The following is a 16,481-nucleotide window of genomic DNA, read 5'->3' as shown; positions in this document are numbered from 1 at the left end:
CGGGCGACGTCCTCAAGGTACCGGACGCGTGAAGCCGACGAGAGGCAAACGTACATCGCTACCCAAGCCTCTCCTCGACCATCCTGACGGCGGACGGAAGATTCCTCCGCACCAATAGGTCGTTCACGCAGATGATCGGCTCGCATTGTGCGTAGGGGAGCTCCCTCAGAGCCCTGTCGGCTGGGATCTTAATAGCGATGGGTGAGGCCAGGGCAATCCAATGCTCCGCACCCGTCTCCCGGTTCGTGGCAAGGATCGGTACGGAGACCTTCCTGCCTGCAGCAAGTCTCTCGACATCCCGCTCGAACATGAACCTATCAGAGAGTTGCCTCGTCACGTCCGAGTACAGGACGTCCAACGAGATGGCGGCTCTCTTAGGCGAATAGTCCGGAATGCCCCCAAGCAGGGCATGGCGCAGGAGCTGTTCCGCAAGTTGGCGGTCGAGCAATGGATGATCGAACTTGTTCTTGAAGCTCCTCAGGCACCGGTAGCAGGACGCGTCACAGCATTCCGGGCAGTCGCTCAGGATGGCGAGCGTCGTCTTAAACAGGTCTCCGGCGCGATGGGCTAACTGGGGCGAGAAACCGGCGCCACCGGCGAGGGTGTCGTAGAGGAAAATTTCGACCTCTTTGCCATGAGCCCCGGCAGGGGTAAGGGCCGGCCTGTATTCCGCAAGGATCTCCCCGCTCTCGATCTCCAGAAGCTTCGAGGCGGCCTTGGCCATCGCCTCGCATACGGTTCGCAGGGCCGTCTCCGTCTCCGTATTTCCGGGCCGCAACTGGAAGGGCATCTCCAGCCGGATCGAGAAGAGGCAGATGTCCGCGATGAAGTCGGTGCCGAGCACCACATGCCTCGCGATCCGATTTCCCAGGCAGAGTTCCTCGTCGGAGTCCGGATAGGGAGGCTTGTGGGGCTGCCCCAGGTTCTCGTCCTGATCCCTCTCTGCCTCGATGCGACCGCAGGCCGTGCAGTAGACGTACCCATCCTCCCCGGGGCCCGTGTTCGAGACGAGGAGGTTTCTTCGCGTCGGGAATGCCCGGACGCGGTCGTTGACGGCTACCCAGCCATCCGCGTCTCCCGGAGTGGACATGACGAGCTTGGCCCGCGTCGCGTACGCGGTCTCGCTCTTCTCGTCCGGCTGCGAGGTCGCGACCATGCTGAAGGGATGGGCGAAGCCCGGCGGACGGATCCAACTGACGGCCGGCCCGAACGAGCCCTCGGTCTCGCAGGCCTCGCAGGCTATGCTTTCGTTCCGCCGCTCCCGGTCGAAGTCCGTGGTCTTCGCGTGGTGGCAGACGTCACACTCGTAGTAGAGTTTACGCCCTCGCCACGCTTTCTTGCGCTCTTCCTCGAATGGTGAGTAGATCGCCTTTGACGTGTACTGCTTGTTCTTGATCCAGATCTGCTTGTTAGGCGCATATTGAGAGAGGGCGATGTTCAAGCCCTGTGAGGGCGCGAACAATGTTTTGGCCTTGTACGAGGTGGAATTCGGATCGAACACGTGGAACGAGGCCACGTCCGTTGGGAAGGCATATCGCGGAAGCTTGCCGCGGTAGAGCAATCGATCCAGCAGTTTGTCCGAACCGGGGTCAGCCAGTTCGTCATCCGCGCTGGGCACCTCAACAACTTCCTCGGGGTCCTTCTCGCTTCCCTCCAGGGGCGGCGCCTCGATCGGAAGGATCGGGCCTTCATCGTCCGCGGCAGCGTCGCCAGTCCAGTCTATCGCGTCCTCGACGTTCTTGAGGACGTCATCGCCATGGGTGGCGATGAGCAAGGCGCGGTCCTCCGGCGTAAGCTCACTGGGTAGCCACCGGTCGAGCGCATTCTCAAGCTTCCCCTTCGATTCCTGCAGCCACGCCGCGAAGTCATTGCGGTTGAGAACCCCGCCGCCGCGAAACTCGTCGACCTTCCCTAGGACCGAGAACAGGTTCGCATTGGTGAGGGGATCGACACCGGGTATGCGATCCTCGGAGTAGCGCTGGATGATGAACGCGCGAACGTGGCGGCGGGCGATGTCGACGTTCTCAAGGGTCAGGCGAGGGTCGGTGACCGGCCCAGTGATCATCTCGTCCGGCTTGACGAAGTAATGGTCGTCGTGGCTGTCCACGCTCCCGAAGGCCACGACGGTCGCGACGGCGTTGCCCCGGCGACCGGCACGGCCCGCCCTCTGCTGGTAGTTTGCCCGGCCCGGCGGCATGTTGCGCAAGGCAACGCCGGACAGCGCGCCGATGTCGATGCCCACCTCCATCGTCGTGGTGCTCGACAGTACGTCGATGGCCGGCTCCGACCGATCCGTCCCCCTCCATGCGAGGTTGATGTCCTGGAAGCGGATCTCGTGCGCCTCGGCCTGGGAGAAGGCGTCGTCGGGCTGGGCAGCGTTAAGCTGCGCGGTGTGCTCGGCCGCGATCAGAGAGAAGGGGGCCTGTGCCTCGTCCTCCATCGCGGTAGTAACTGGCTTGCGATAGAAGCCCTTTCGAGCCTCGAAGACCTTGTCGTCACCGGGGTCAAATGACTGGATGTTCAAGGAACTGCAGTCGATGCAGGTTTGGACGCGGCTGATCGGACGGTGGACCGAACGGCAGGTTTCGCACCGCCGCCAGTCCCCCTCGAATTCCAGCATGAGGTTCCTCGCGAGAAGCCGCCTGCCGCCGTCATCGGCGGTCACAGTGAACTTCTGGAGTAACTGGGGGAGCCACTTCCCGTCGAACGCGGCGCGCGTGCCTTTCGCGACCAGCACCTTTTCCATTGGGGCGAACTTGCCCGCGTGGCCCTTGACCTCCTTTTGCCACCAGACCCCCGGCATGCCCTTGAACCAGATCCCCGGTTTGCGGACCCAGCACCGGAGCCAAGCCCTTACGACCTGGACCTTCTCCTCGGGTGTAGTGGCCAATCCGGGCAGGTCGGGAAGGGTCGCGATGAAGGGCTTGTGCTTGTCGGCCTCGCGGACGCTCGCCACGGCGAGGGCTTCCAAGCCGAGGTGGTGATCCCGGATCACCCGGACGATGGCCGAGAGGAGGTTCTCGGGGCAGGTCTCATCGAGCAACTCGTAGACCTGATCCTTGTCCACCTCACTTCCGAAGGTGCCGGAACCGACCGTCGGCATGGTCTCGCCAGCGGCCAACTCGGGCCGGATGCGAACGCGGTGGCGCTGGGCCGCCACCATCAAGCCCGCGAAGGCGCTATCCAGCGTGACCTTGTTCCCGAGCAACTCGGCATCGCCCAGGATCTTGAGGCCGGCCGGGACGAGCGCTCTGACGGTGTCCCTCAACGAGAAGGTCTGCAAGGTCGGGGCGAGGCGGGCCGCCATCTGACGAGAATCGGAGAAGATCAGGACCTTTCGTCCGCGGAGGGGCGCGAAATCGGAGGCATCCTGAGGTCCGGGCGGCTGGATGCGGATCTGCGTCGAGAGGAGTGCCTGGAAGGGCTGGTCGCCCTTCGTCTGATGGTCCTGAACGGTGGACTTGTTGTAGGCCCCCCTGCCTTCGCAGCAGCCGCACGGGACGAACTGGCCGGGCGTCGCCTTGCTCGGCTCGTCATCGTCGTCAACTTTCGTCGGGACCTCTGGAGCGAGATACACGTACCGCACCCGGTTGCCGGGGATGTCGGGATCGATCTTGCCGTTCATCAGGTCATAGACGGCCGGGCGTACCTTCTCCGGAGCCGGCGGCTCCTCCAACATGAGGTCGAACGGCTGGAGCGCTTCGGCCCCGCCCTCGTCGTTGTGGATCAAGGAGCCTGGGGCGGCCCAGGTGTCCGATGGACGGTCAGGGCGAGTGGCGTAGCCTCGGGCATAAGAAATCCCGCAATCCCGACAGGTGAAGTATTCAAGGACGGTCGCGCCGCAGTCGCATCTCTCATGGGGCTGGGCATACATGTGCCCCGCTGGCCCGCCGCGTTCGGCGGGCGGCAGCGCCGAGCATTCCGGGTCCATGCAGACCCAGAGGCCGGCGAGCCCACGGAAGAACGTGTGGATGCGGCACGGCAGGAGGCTCGGCTGGTCGGGAGCCAGCTTAGCCCGGCTGCCGAGCGCGAGGAGGGAAGTGATGGCCGTGTCCGCCCTGAGACTGTTGATGCCCGGGAAGATAAGCTCGCCGAGGGCGCCCAGGGGTCGCGCGACCTTCATCGTCTCGTTCACGAGCATGTTGAACGGGGCGAAATCCTTGAGGGCTGCATGGAGGTTCGGCTCCAGATCACCTTCCGGCGTCCGACCACGATACTTCAGGAACGGCGCCGTGGTCTGCCGCTGGAGTTCGCGGTCGGCCGAGTAGAAGTCGTCCAGAACGACGCCTTCCAGAGCGGCCACGTCGGCCTCGTTGCCCGTATGGGCGGGCTTGCGGTGGTTCAGCGTCCCGGTCACGGGAACAAAGCTTTCCTTCGGCACGCCAGTGAGCGCCGCGCCGAAGCGGTCGGCGTTCTCTGTGTCCTGGAAGCTGGCTGTCGAGCAGATGACCTGCAGCCGGTCCGGACCGATCCCGAGGCGCTCGCGCAGGCGCCTGAGGAGAAGCCCCACCTCCGCGCCCTGGGCACCACGGTAGAGGTGCGCCTCGTCCATGACGATCAGGAGCTTCTCCTCGGGGTTGTCCTGCAGCCACTCCTTGGTCTTGTCGAAGATCGGCCGCTCGATGGGCCGGAGCATCATGTACTCCAGCATCGAGTAGTTCGTGATGAGGAGGTCCGGCGGGTTCTCCTGGACTTCGTGTCGGGTGATCAGTTCGGCATCGTGGGGGCGGAGCACGCCGCGCTTGGACTGCTTATTCTTGCCCGGCCAGTGGGTTCCTGGCTTGCCGAACCAGGCGGAGACGCTTTCCTTCGACGGCCACTTGCCCCGCTTCGATAGTTCGGCGTGCAGGTGGCCGGCGCGCTCGTTCTCCTCCTCGCTGGTCGGCCCCTCTGTACCGGGAAGGGCCTTGGCGGCGTCCTCGATGGCACCGAAGAAGGTTCCGATCGTCGCCAGCCGTTTGCCGTCCTTTGCGGAGGTCCGGACGCCCGCATAGGGGGTGCGGCTGGTGTAACGGGCGAACCGGGCGGGGCGCCCTGCCCATTCCTCGAACATCTTGACGGTGCGGGTGTCGCCGAACATCAGGCGCAAGCGGCCAAGTTGGTCGTTTACGAGCGCGTTCATCGGATAGAGTACGATGGCGCGCACCGCGTCGTAGCGACGGAAGGACTTAGGCCTGTCGCGCGCCTCGATGGCGAGCTTGCCGAGGATGGGCAGAAGGAACGACTCCGTCTTGCCGGACCCCGTCCCGGTCATGACCATCAGGTTGCGCCCGTTGCCCAGCGTCTCCCGGATGGCTGTAGCCTGGTGGCTGTAAGGCGGGTTGAACACGAGGGGATCGCCATCTGAGGCGTCCGCCAGCCTGCAGTAAGCCTCCTTGGCCGCTGCCGGCACGCCCTGCATGTCCTCGTATCGACCACCGGGGACGTAGCGCGGCGTGCTTTCGAGGAATGGGACTTGGTGGATGTTGCCGACCTCGCCGAGCAGCCGGCGGCGTTGGTCCACCATGCCGGGATGGCCGATGTGGTAGGTGGCCTCGATATACTCGGTCAAGGTCCGACGGAGTTCGTCGACGGTCTGCTGGATCGTGGTTGTCATCGGGCGCTCAGTGCGTCGTTTCTTCGAGCCACAGGCAGTTCTTCAGGAAGTGCAGGACGTTCGGCAGTTCGTCGGGCCTGGTCGCGAACGCCATTAGGCACCGGGGACGTTGGGCCCGGGCACCCGAGACGAGCAGGCGACGCTGTGCCCAAGAGGGAAGCGGCGAGAGGAACTCCAAGAAGGTGCCGTCGTCGTTCCGGACCACCCGGAACACCTGCCGCCTGCCGACCAGGGCGTCCTGGGCCATCTGGATCCGCCAGGCGATGTCGCAGGGCCTCTGGAGATCGCCGGCAGACGTGATGTCGAGGAGGCGCACCGGACGGCCGCCGTCGAGCTCCACGATGCACCAAAGATCCGCCCCAAAGGCCTGGGGCCGGCGAGCGACGAAGCGACCTGACATCTTCGCGGGCTCCACCCAGCGACCCTTGTAGTAGCGGACGCTGCTCTCGACCGAGATGACCCGAAGCCCTTCGATCTCGCCGCTTCGGTCCTGGGCCGCCAGCTTGTCCCACCAGACCCGGAGGAAGGCCCCCGGAGTTTCCTCACGGGGCAGGCGAAGCCAGCCCTTCAGGTCGAGACCGGGAAACCCGTTTTCCGCGAGATAGGTGCTTAGCTCCGAGGCGCCGTCTCCCTCTAGTAAGCGCAAGGCCCCGATGTGATGGACACGCGCCAAGGTCGAGGCGGGAAGCGGCGTGATCTCCTCGTTTCCGAGACCGAGGATCACGCAGGAATCCGCGCCCCGCATCACGTGGTGCGGCGGGGCGGCCCGTATGACGAACGAGGCGCGTACGGAGCCTTCCACGGGCACCTGCATCTCAAGGAGGTCGCCATAGACGAGCAATTCCTCGGTGGCCTGCTCAACCGCCAAGGCGAGCGTGGACCTGTCGGGCCAGAAGCCCTTCAGCGCCTCGACGGCCACAGCTTCCAGCGCCGCGCGACCGCAAGGCGTGACCGCGAGCGCCGCGCGGCGGATCACCTGGCAGACGAAGGCCACGGTTCGCTCCGCGTCCTGACCGGGATCCGGCACGGAGAGGGATGAAGCGATCCGGGTGAACGCATCCTTGGGCGGGAGGACGGCGATCGTCATGCGGCCACGTCCTTCGGTGACACCGGATCCGCACCGAAGGCGGTCACCGCACGCACGAGGAATGCACCCCTGGCGAGACCCTTGTTGGCGGCGATGCCCGCGAAGAGATCGCGTCCCCTGCGGGGATCCGCGAAGGACAAAGCCGCAGGCTCCATGGCTATCTGCCACGCTGTCTTGATGGCATCCGCATCAGAGCAGACCTGATACCGAATGGCAGCCTGCTGGAAGTGCGGTAGCCCCCCCCTTATGGCATCGGGCCTGCCCGCGAACGCCTCGGCTAGGGCTCTGGCGAACGAGGGAATTCCTACCATTTGCTGCAGGGCCCGGTCGCTCGTCACCCGCCGTTCGGTGAACTCGCGGGTGGCCCGCAGCCAGTGGGAACCGCAGAGAATTTCGACCAACCTGGCGTCCAAGGCCTGAATGGTTCGCCACCTTCGGATTGTTGCGAGGGGGCCCATACAGTTCGCGCCGTTCCATAGGCGCTGCAGGTTGACCAGCCGTGGGATCCGGCGAGGATCCTGACCTACGAAATCAAGGAGCGGGTCTAAGGCCAAGTCACCGAGGGACGTCGACTTCCCCGATGGGGAGAGGGCGATGACCGTGCGGTAGCGCTTGCCATCGAGCAAGGCGACGAACAGTGATCCCGCCGCCGCGAGCGGAATGCCGGCCATGCACGCGTCGGAGGACATCGCGACTTTCACGTCGGGCGCGGTCAGGTCGTAACGCTCGACCGAAAGCTCTTCGGGCCGGTCTGCCTCATCGATCAGGCGGACCGTGATACCCCCGCGCTCGCGCGAAACCTTCCAGCGGAGCGGCTCGACCTTATTGCGGAAAGATACGCGGGCGGAGCCGAGTTCGCCGGCATCGAAGACGATGTCGACCTTGGGCGAAGACTGTATAAGGTCCCAGCACTTCTCCTTATTGAGCGGCTCGACGGCGCGCCTGAACCAGCCCGTATCGGCCGGTAGTTCCCGCTCTCCGAGACGCTCGGTTGCCTGAACGTGAGCGTTGACGTCGAAGAACTCCGCCTTGACCGAAACCTTCCTACGCGGCGGCCCGATAAGGGTGATCCGCGCCTGCCCGGCCAGGAGTTCGCCGAGCCTAGCCTCGGGCGGGTCAACGGAGACTTTCAGCCCGCAGCGCTCGGAAGGTGCCTTCGACCATGGACGAGGTGCCCGCACGAGCGTTCGAAGTATCTCGGTCTGAACCCGCTCCGCCAAGCCTTTGTCCATCGGCACGGCGGAAACCGTGACCGTCCTCGGGCCGAGTGGAAGGCGTCCGCATGTGCATAGGATCTCGGGTCGCCCGTCACCGGGTATTCTGACGGCCGGCGAGGAGCCGACGGCCACCTGATATTCGCGTACCGCGTAGTCGGCCGATAGCCTGAGAACGATTTCGTCGTCAGGCGACCAGATCGACTGGCCCGTGGAGGGATCGAGGCTCGGCACGATGCCAACAGGGTCGATGCGAGCTCCGAGGCTGTAACCGAGGCCGACCTTCTCCAACGCAGCCAAGCGGATGCCGCTGAGCGCGTCGGGTACGTTCAGTTCGTAGAGGTTGGATCCTTCGGCCTCACGGATGACGCAGAGCTTGAGCTCCTCGACGGCCGTGCGGGCCAGGGGTTGCGTGGACGCCAGCACGTATGTCTGCCCGACGCGAACGTGATGTCCCATGACCTGCCGGGCAACACCATCTGCCTGCACCCTCAAAAGCCACGGCGATGGTCCAGGGATCGAGATGGCGCGGTGGAGAGCCTGCTCAACGGTCGGTGTCTTGGTCTCGAAGTCGATGATCCGTTCCGTGGGCGGAAGGCGGGTGATCGCGGGTTCGGACTTTGAAAGGTTGATGAGCGAACGTCCGGGGCGCCACGTGCCCTTCTCGTCGAAGAACCGAATCCTCGTCTTGTCGAGCTCGGGATTGCCGATCTTCGCTGCCTTGAGGGCTGGCCTGAAGTCGGGAAGTTGCAGCCTCAGGGCCCATGCCCCATTGCCGGCACGACGTGCGGTCAGCAGAGCGTGCCTCTCGATGGGCACCGCCTCGACGGATTTTTCCTGCCCCTGTTTGGGTTTGGCGGGCGCCGGCGCGAGATGACGGGACTGCTTGAGGCAGGCATCTCGGATCACCCGTCGGGCCTCACGCAGCCACTCCTTGGCGACCTGTCGCTGCTCAAGGTCGCCGATGATACGAGAGAGGGTCGCCTTCTCGATGGGCAAAACTCTTTCACCGATGCCCTCGTCGCGCAGCGCGATGAACAGCATGCCGGTCAGGTTGACCTGTTCAAGGAAATTCCCGAACCGGGTATTCGTATCGGGGCCAGCCTTGCGTAGGAGTTCGCCGATCTTGTCAGCGCCCTGGTCCTGGATGCTGGCGAGTCGATACCTGCATTCGTAGAGGAGTCGCGCGAACTGGGACTGGAGATCCTTCGGCAGGATAGAGTGTGTGATCGGCCAGGCGATGATGGAAAAGTGTTTCGCCCAAGGTCCTTCAGGGCGGATCCCACTGAACCGCTCGCCGAAGCGCTTGTACCAGTCGCGGATCGTCGTGCGGCTGCCCATCGTCGACCAGCCGGGAACCGCCCCTTCGAAGGAGGTCCAGAACTCGACGCCGTCGAAGGAGTAGCCAACCTCTGCGGCTGCGGCGATCCAGCAGAGCCAATGGGTGTGGTCGAGCTTGCCCTTCCTCTTCAACTCACCGGACAGGGAGAGCTTTAGGGAATGGATCTCCGGCTCGCTCAAGCCGTGCTCCAATGCGAAGACCGGCAGTCCACTTGCGGCGCGCTGGGTGCGCAGGGCAGCGAATTGCTTGTCGAGCCGACGGTTGATGTCTGCCAGCATCGAGGTCTCCTTCACCCCGCTGCCGCGATGTCGGTTACGTCGGATGCGGTGACACGGCCCGAACCGTGGACCAGGTCGAGGATGCCCTGTCGCTCCCACGCGCGGAACTCGTCCCGCCTTTCCGCCCTAGGCACCATCCAGCGCTCACGGGCGAGGTCGCCGATCTGCGCCACCGTGAGTAGGTTCGAGGTGTCGAGAGTGCCTTGCCCGGTCCGCATGATCTCGGCGGCGTTGGCGCCGAAAGGTGCATAAAAGACTTCCCGTCGGATGCCGTGTTTCAACACGGCTTCGTTCAGCCCCAACTCGCCGATGGCCGCCCTGATGGTACGGAGGCGCCAGTTGGGGCCTTGGCCGTAGCCATGCTCGTCGGCGTATCGATGTCCACGGAGACGCAGGAACTTGCGCATCTCCGTGAACAGGTAGTCGTTGATATGGAAGTGGCCCCACCCCGTCGTGTAGCCGATGCTCCTGAAATACGTTTCATCGCTGAGCTTGAGGCGGTTGTAGATTGACGATCGGCCCATCGAAGAGCTGGTCGTCACCGCCAGCAGCTTGGCGATCTTCGACTTGCCAGAAATGATCCCGGTACTGCCGCCGTAGGTCTTCGCGAAATCCTGGAATACATCCGTCGACCGAATGGCGCATGCGACGGCCTTGCCGCCCAGCAGCATGTTGTAGGGTGGGACCGCACCGAGGACGTAGGCATCGAGGATGCTGACGAGCCGATCCTTCCGGTCGGTTGCCGTCCAACCGATAAGCCTGTCGCGCACGCTTAGATTGAAGACAGGGTCACCAAGCGCGAAGATCCCAACGAGCTTGTCGTGGTGGTCGTCCCATACGAGATATCTCATTCTGCGGCCGAACCCGAGCGAAACCGGCACGGACCAGGTTAGGGAAGCTAGGCGGAAAATTTCGGCATGGACGCCGCGTTGCGGCACTCTAATAAGCCGAAGCTTGATCTTTGCCGGATCTATATTCCGACCGTCCGCGAAATGCGGAAGCAGTTTCTCGCCGCGCTCTGTAATGAAGCGAAGGTTGCCGGAAACACGGTCGTTCCTTTGCGCCGCGTGAAGCCGGCGCACATGTTCCTTTTCAATTCCAGGAAGGACGAGTGATCCGTCGTCAGCTTTCGAAAATCCAAGATCCCGGAAGTGCTGCCGCAGCTTACGCTTCAGATGATCTTCTATGGGGTCGACATGTATTACCGAATTCGACTGCATCTGACGAATCGCCCGACCACCCGCCTGCGCCAATCATCGCATGCAGTGAGCAAAGCGTCAGCTGGCGTAAACGAGGCCAAACCATCGCACCTACAAGCGATTTATCCTTCAATCGCCTTATGGTTGCATACGAAATTCATACGGCCAAGCTATTTCTTTGAGGTTGCCGCACGAGAAGTAAACACCCATGGGGATTTGAAACGCGGCCTCCGGTCGAGGTCGGTGCTGACCCTGATGCGGAGCCTGAGCGGCAACATGCGGGCGTCTGGCGAGCCCGTGGTACTCGCACATGCGATGCAGAAGCCCGAGGATGGTTCGTAGCATCCCGACACAACGCGCTTGGCATTCGCATAAGCCGCAGTTTGAGACCGGCCTGCCCGGCGACGGGATTGGCGTGCACCATCGATGCACCGCTTAAAGGCCTCCAGGCCGAGGATACGCCGGCGGTCAGCCACTAGCTCCCCGGATCGCGCATCGGACCTGAGCGCGTCCACGCCTTCGCGTTCCCAGGGTGAGCTGCCTCGCCAATAGTGAACTCTCCCCCCGTTACTTCCGTTCACTGTAGCGCCGTACTGAAAGAACGTAACGGCGCGGGATCGCCGTGATGCAACGCATTTCTCCACAGCAGACCCGGAGCATCCCATCTACTGAGGACGACACACTCCCGTGGACACTCGGGGACCTGGTAACGCGCTTCTTGAAAATCGGCTCTCCCGGAAAATGCCGATTTCCCGAGTCGTGTGAATCACTTCCGAAATCTGAATACATAATTCTCGGTAGCCTTTTTCGGGCGCACGTCGGGCGCACACAGGCGCACGTCGGGCGCACAAGGGCGCACAGGCCAGGGATGCCTTAACCCTCGGGGCCGATCGCCCGTTGACCGGGGACTCCCCATCGATTCTCCTGGGCTCACGGATCGAGGGAGAGCGGACATGGGCATCGCGAGCGAGGTTGGGTTCGAAGTGGGCGGGAACCTCGCGCGGGGCGGCCTCCTCATGCATTCCGCCATCCAGGGCACCCTCGACGGGATCCGCGTCCGCCGCGAGCGCGCCGTCGACAGCGTCCAGGAGCTCGCCATCCGCCTGCAGGAGGCCCGCGGGGCCCAGCGCGCCGCCGAGCGCCGGGCCGCCTCGGCCGAGGGCCAGCTCGGGGACGCGCTGGCCGAGCTCAGGCTCCTGCGTCAGGCCCTGCGCGACGAGAAGCGCCTGACCGCGGGCCTGCGTGAGGCCATCGGCGTCTGACGCAATCAGGGCACCGCGTAACGAAAAGGGCCCGCCGGTCATCCCGGCGGGCCCTTCGTCGTTCCAGGGCTATCCCCTATCAGTGCATCGCGGGCCGGGGCGCCGTGTAGGACGGCTCGTTGTCCCATGTCGGCTCGGCGAGGGGGCGGATGTTCCGCCTGGACATCGCCTCGATCTCGCGGGCCTGGCCGGCGAGCTTCTTCTTCGCCTCCCGGACGACTGCCTCGACGTCGAACGCCGGCACCTTAGGCTGCAGGTGGAGCGGGGGCGGCAGCATCGGTGTGCACTCGGACAGGCGATTGGCATTGGCGTGGCGCACGAGCGCGGCCGGCGGGATCTGGCAGGCGACGTCGAGGTCCCGACGATCGAGACTGCGTAGCCAAGTGACGACGCCCTCCGGCACGTAGGGAAGGAACGGCTTGAGGGCAGCCTCTCCGCCGTCGCGCAGGGCCGCGGCCGCGGCCCGGTGATGGGTGGCAAAGATCTGGTCGGCGGTGTGCACGCCGCCATTTCCCAGGCCGCACTCGTCACGGGCGACGGCATCGTCCGCGACGGCCTGCGGGCCCGGAGTGGCTCTGGGCAGGATGCCGCTGAGGACGGCCCCAGGCAGAGCCAGGATCCCGGCGGCGAGGGACACCCCGGCCTGACCCGCATCCGCGGCGCGGTCCCGCAGCCACGGCAGTGCGTCCGCGACCGGCGCGACAGCCTCCTCGACCGCGTCGTGCAGGAATCCGTAGGCACCGCGGAGCGCTGAGTTGGCGCGGGCCAGGGCGGCGAAAAGGGCGGCGAGGAAACGACGAACCATGGTAACACCTGTGCTGCTGCTGTTCGGGGGCTCGACCGATCGCCGTCCCCTCTGAGCGCAGACTGCCAAGGCCCCACGCAAGGCACAAAGTGCGTTACGTGCGCCCTGCGTCCCAGGCCCTCGCCTCCGCCAGCGTCGCCCGCCGCCACCAGGCCTGCCGCGCCGTGCATCTCTCTGCATACGCAAGGGAATTCCCGACCGCCTGGACCCCCGCGACGAGCGTGTGCGGGCCGACGAATCGGGTGAGCGTGCGAGGCAGGCCGGCCTCGTCGGCGTGGGCGTCCAAGACGCGCTGGGCGGCCCGGTCTGCGATGCGAACCGGGTTGGGATCGAGGTGGTCCATCGCGTCGGCATAGGACATCGGGACGAGGCCGTCTGGCGTCGAGAAGAAGATCTCCTTGTCGAGCGGCCAGCGGCACGTACCCGTCATGACGACTCGGCCGATCGGGACGTCGATCTCGGCCTTAAAGCGCGTCCGCTCCTCGTCGAGGAAATGCTGCCGCCGCTCGAATCGCTCGAAGCCGGCGACGAGCTTGTCGGCCGTCTGCGTCCGGTCGCCTGCCCAAACGACCAACGGCCTCACGTGGTCGCCGACGCGTACCACCACGGTCACCGTCTCATCAGTAGGTCCCATTTGGACTCACTCCCGATTCATCGTTAATCGCGTTCACCGCTTTTACCCCTTGCCTGCGAGCTTTTAGTACCGCAGTTTAGCGACTCAGTGAAGCCGATAGTGGACTCACGCGGACAGGTGGCGGACATGGCAGTAGAGATCTACAGGGCGCCGAAGGCGGAGCTTCGGAGGCTCCTCGACCAGGGTGAGGGCTACGCCTCGATCGGGCGGCTACACGGCGTCCATGAGAATCGCGTCCGGTACCGCGCGACGAAGCTCGGCCTTCGCGGCACGACGCAGCCGCAGGGCGAGATGCCGAGCGAGGCGCTGCTGCGCCTTGCGCTGCGGCAGCCGGATCTGACGCTCAAGGCCATCGCCAAGCTGTTCGCCTGTCAGGCTCAGGCGATCGCCCGGGGCGCCAAGCGCTACGGCCTGCCCACGGACCGGCGCGGGCGCCTCGCGCTGCGGGAGGACCGGTCGTGAGCCGGCGTCCCGTCCCCCTCTCCGGCGACGACGTCCGGACATGCCTGCAGGCGGCGGTACTGGCGGCCGGTGGTCAGCGGGCATGGGCGGCCCGGCACGGGCTGAACCAGAGCCACGTCGCGAAGCTCATCGCCGGCAAGCGCGCGCCCGGCGATCGCGTCCTGTCGCTCCTGGGGCTGCGAGAACTGCCGCCGGCCTACGTCCCGGCATCCGTGGAGGACCGGCCATGAAGCGGGCCGTCCGATTCCTGCGCGTGTGCCTCCGCGACGCCTTCCCGCTCGTCGTGGATCGCATCACCGCGGCGGGCACGCTCGGCCCGATGGGGCTCGCCCTCGCCCACGTCGAGGCCTCCGACACCCTTCAAATCCTGATGGTGTGGTGGGGGTCTGTGGCCGGGATCTACGGCCTCCTGCTGTTGGCCTCGGCGCCAGCTGATCCCGACGCCTGACACCCCCTTTCCCAGTCCACCCCCGGCCTTCGGGCCATCATCGAGCGAGTAGCGTAATGCCCGATACGACCCCGACGCCCACCCGGCGCACGATCCACGTCGACGACCTCGACCCTGACTTCGTCAGGCGCGTCCTCGGCGACGGCCTGACCGCGATCGAGCGGTTCCGTCAGTCTGTCGAGAAGTTTGTCCCCCCGGAGAAGCTGGATCGCCTCGTCAGCGACCTTGCCGCCGACACGGAGCGGCTCGTCGCGAGCGGCGCGATGATCGAGATCGTGGGTCCGCGCGGCGTCCTGGCCTGGCAGCCAGCTTCGGACGGCCCCTTCGCGGCGGCTGCGCCCGCCACCGTCCTCAAGTTCCGCCGCTGAGGACGCGTCATGACGCAGATGTCCCTAGTGCCCCTGCTCGACGGGGCGATCCCATACGAGCGAGCCTCCCCGGACGACGAGGAGGCAGTGCGCCAGCGCTTGCGGGCGCTCACCGGGCCGGGAATCCCGGATCCCATCATCGCCGTTGTGCATGTCGAGTGGCACGGTCCGGCGCGCTGCCTCGCCGACGTCGTCGTCTTCGACGGGGGCCGCGTCCAGGTCGAGTTCCGGGGCACGCTCGCCCTGCCGCCCTGGCTGGGGATGCGCTGGCACGCGGACGCCGCCGCGCTCCCGTTCGGATGGGACGACCGGGCCGGCAAATGGCGGCGCTACCCCGATGACGGAAAGCCGCCGGATCGCGATCCGTTCGAACGCGACGCCGACGCGGAGGCCAGGCGCGAGCGTCGACGGGAGGCCGCGCGTCGGGGCGCGCAGACCCGGAGGCTGCTGCGACAGGCCGCCACGAACGCCGCCCCAGGGGTACGGCGCTGAGTTACAAAATAGTGCCAATACGGCCTTGACCCGTCAGAACGACGGTACTATTTTGTAACTATAGCGAGTAACCCTAAAGAAGCGGGAGACGACGATGACCCAGCCCACCGAGACCACCACTGACACCCTCCTCGACGCCATCGTCGCTCATGTCGAGGCCGAGAACGCCGAGGAGATCGAGCTCCCCGAGCCGGCGGTGATGGTGCCCTTCCCCACCGTCCTTTGAGACCCGCCTCGGGGGAGCCACCGCGCACCGCGGGTTCTGGCTCCCTCGCACGGGCCTCAGACCGAGTGACCCATCCACCCGAGAATCGGAGACCACCATCATGACCAAGACCACGACCAGCAAGCCTGGCCGCTACGCCTGGCAAGTCGGATTCAGCGGCGTCGTCAGGCACGGAGCGCCGATCTACCGGACCGCCGGCGAGGCGAACTCTGCCGCAAGGAGGCAGGACGGTTGCGGCTCGCGCTACGGTGCGTTCACCAAGCGGATCAAGCTGGATGCGGAGACGTATGCCACGACGAAGTTCTCCGCCTGAGACCCGCCTCGGGGCCGGCGCCGCGCTTCGCGGATAACGCCGGCCTCGCACGGGCCCCAGCCCATCCACAGGGAGAACCATCATCATGAGTGCCATCAGACGCGCTGGCGTCATCGCTGAGTACGGGAGCTTAGAGGCCTACCGTGACTACGTCATCGAGGGCCGGGACAACTGCGCCACCCGCCTACATCGATCCGTCATCGGGGCGATGTCCGACATGGACAACGCCCGGGCCGCCGACCTCCGGATGGCTCTCGCGGACTGGAAGGTCGACCTCGCCTGGGTCGACGCCGAGCTTGCCTCCGAGCGCGAGATCGCTTGAGACCCGCCTCGATTGATGCCGCCAAGAGCCGGGGCTCCCACGCCCCGGCCCTTCTCCGGACCGCCCTCGGCCAGGGCGGTCCCGACAAGGGCCACGCGCTCGCACAAAGGAATCCACCATGCCCAGGACCAGCTCCATCATCCCCTTCCCGACGATCGTCCCGGCGAGCGATGACGACGAGGACGACATGACCCTGGTGATCCCCCTGGATCAGGGACGCGTGCGATACCACCAGCATGTCGGCCGCGAGCCCGGGTGGTTCGCCACGCTCCACTACAAGCGCCCGGTCGGCGATCCGTGCGACGTCCGGTGCGTGTCCGTGTACCAGCCCACGTCCGGCGACCCGGGGATCACATCCTGCCAGCGCTTCTTCCCGGACCCTTTCCCTGGCGGCAATACGGGTTATCCTGAGTAACCCTATCGAGTGACCCTG

The 16,481-nt window shown here is 65.4% G+C and carries 16 protein-coding genes; 10 read left to right on the top strand and 6 right to left on the bottom strand.

Annotation, left to right across the window (positions count from 1 at the left end; all coding sequences use genetic code 11):
- Positions 1 to 58: 58 nt before the first annotated feature.
- From MKK69_RS22895 to MKK69_RS22880, 4 genes are read right to left on the bottom strand one after another with little or no spacing between them, the layout of a single operon-like run.
- A complete protein-coding gene (locus MKK69_RS22895) occupies positions 59 to 5,596 on the bottom strand; it encodes a DEAD/DEAH box helicase (RefSeq protein ID WP_147750004.1) in 5,538 nt (1,845 codons plus the stop codon).
- 7 nt (positions 5,597 to 5,603) lie between these two features.
- A complete protein-coding gene (locus MKK69_RS22890; RefSeq protein ID WP_147750003.1) occupies positions 5,604 to 6,683 on the bottom strand; it encodes a hypothetical protein in 1,080 nt (359 codons plus the stop codon).
- Entirely contained in the window at positions 6,680 to 9,517 is a 2,838-nt protein-coding gene (locus MKK69_RS22885; protein ID WP_147750002.1) for a hypothetical protein, read from the bottom strand. The genes MKK69_RS22890 and MKK69_RS22885 overlap by 4 nt, the downstream gene beginning before the upstream one ends.
- An 11-nt stretch (positions 9,518 to 9,528) precedes the next feature.
- On the bottom strand, positions 9,529 to 10,737 hold the full coding sequence (locus MKK69_RS22880) for a Druantia anti-phage system protein DruA (protein WP_147750001.1): 1,209 nt from the start codon (positions 10,735 to 10,737) through the stop codon (positions 9,529 to 9,531).
- Positions 10,738 to 11,669: 932 nt separating this feature from the next.
- Here MKK69_RS22880 and MKK69_RS22875 point away from each other — a divergent pair.
- Positions 11,670 to 11,978, top strand: a complete 309-nt coding sequence (locus MKK69_RS22875; RefSeq protein ID WP_147750000.1) for a hypothetical protein — start codon at positions 11,670 to 11,672, stop codon at positions 11,976 to 11,978.
- 79 nt (positions 11,979 to 12,057) lie between these two features.
- Here MKK69_RS22875 and MKK69_RS22870 read toward each other — a convergent pair whose 3' ends face one another.
- Both MKK69_RS22870 and MKK69_RS22865 read right to left on the bottom strand, forming a co-directional pair.
- Positions 12,058 to 12,783, bottom strand: a complete 726-nt coding sequence (locus tag MKK69_RS22870; protein WP_147749999.1) for a hypothetical protein — start codon at positions 12,781 to 12,783, stop codon at positions 12,058 to 12,060.
- 94 nt (positions 12,784 to 12,877) lie between these two features.
- The gene (locus MKK69_RS22865; protein WP_243971728.1) at positions 12,878 to 13,417 is read right to left on the bottom strand and encodes a hypothetical protein; all 540 of its coding nucleotides are present in this window, start codon (positions 13,415 to 13,417) and stop codon (positions 12,878 to 12,880) included.
- 126 nt (positions 13,418 to 13,543) lie between these two features.
- On the opposite strand from MKK69_RS22865, the gene MKK69_RS22860 reads away from it, so the two are divergent.
- From MKK69_RS22860 to MKK69_RS22825, 9 genes are all read left to right on the top strand, one after another.
- Positions 13,544 to 13,879 carry a hypothetical protein gene (locus MKK69_RS22860; protein WP_147749998.1) on the top strand — a complete coding sequence of 112 codons (336 nt, stop codon included), beginning with the start codon at positions 13,544 to 13,546 and terminating at the stop codon, positions 13,877 to 13,879.
- Positions 13,876 to 14,109: a hypothetical protein gene (locus MKK69_RS22855; protein ID WP_147749997.1), complete on the top strand. Its 234-nt coding sequence runs from the start codon at positions 13,876 to 13,878 to the stop codon at positions 14,107 to 14,109. The genes MKK69_RS22860 and MKK69_RS22855 overlap by 4 nt, the downstream gene beginning before the upstream one ends.
- Positions 14,106 to 14,327, top strand: coding sequence for a hypothetical protein (locus tag MKK69_RS22850; protein ID WP_147749996.1), 222 nt, complete (start codon positions 14,106 to 14,108; stop codon positions 14,325 to 14,327). The genes MKK69_RS22855 and MKK69_RS22850 overlap by 4 nt, the downstream gene beginning before the upstream one ends.
- 56 nt (positions 14,328 to 14,383) lie before the next feature.
- The gene (locus MKK69_RS22845) at positions 14,384 to 14,695 is read left to right on the top strand and encodes a hypothetical protein (RefSeq protein WP_147749995.1); all 312 of its coding nucleotides are present in this window, start codon (positions 14,384 to 14,386) and stop codon (positions 14,693 to 14,695) included.
- Positions 14,696 to 14,704: 9 nt separating this feature from the next.
- Complete coding sequence (locus MKK69_RS22840) at positions 14,705 to 15,187, top strand: hypothetical protein (RefSeq protein ID WP_147749994.1); 483 nt, start codon at positions 14,705 to 14,707, stop codon at positions 15,185 to 15,187.
- A 94-nt stretch (positions 15,188 to 15,281) separates the two neighbouring features.
- Positions 15,282 to 15,413, top strand: a complete 132-nt coding sequence (locus MKK69_RS31080) for a hypothetical protein (RefSeq protein ID WP_279598563.1) — start codon at positions 15,282 to 15,284, stop codon at positions 15,411 to 15,413.
- 100 nt (positions 15,414 to 15,513) lie between these two features.
- Positions 15,514 to 15,726, top strand: coding sequence for a hypothetical protein (locus MKK69_RS22835; RefSeq protein ID WP_147749993.1), 213 nt, complete (start codon positions 15,514 to 15,516; stop codon positions 15,724 to 15,726).
- Positions 15,727 to 15,811: 85 nt separating this feature from the next.
- Positions 15,812 to 16,048 (top strand): hypothetical protein, encoded by a 237-nt coding sequence (locus tag MKK69_RS22830; RefSeq protein WP_147749992.1) that lies wholly within the window; start codon positions 15,812 to 15,814, stop codon positions 16,046 to 16,048.
- A gap of 118 nt (positions 16,049 to 16,166) precedes the next feature.
- The gene (locus MKK69_RS22825) at positions 16,167 to 16,463 is read left to right on the top strand and encodes a hypothetical protein (protein WP_147749991.1); all 297 of its coding nucleotides are present in this window, start codon (positions 16,167 to 16,169) and stop codon (positions 16,461 to 16,463) included.
- The last annotated feature ends 18 nt before the right edge of the window (positions 16,464 to 16,481 follow it).

This window comes from Methylobacterium sp. J-026 (assembly GCF_022829585.1).
Taxonomy (GTDB): Bacteria; Pseudomonadota; Alphaproteobacteria; order Rhizobiales; family Beijerinckiaceae; genus Methylobacterium.
This window is presented reverse-complemented; position numbering and strand designations above follow the sequence as displayed.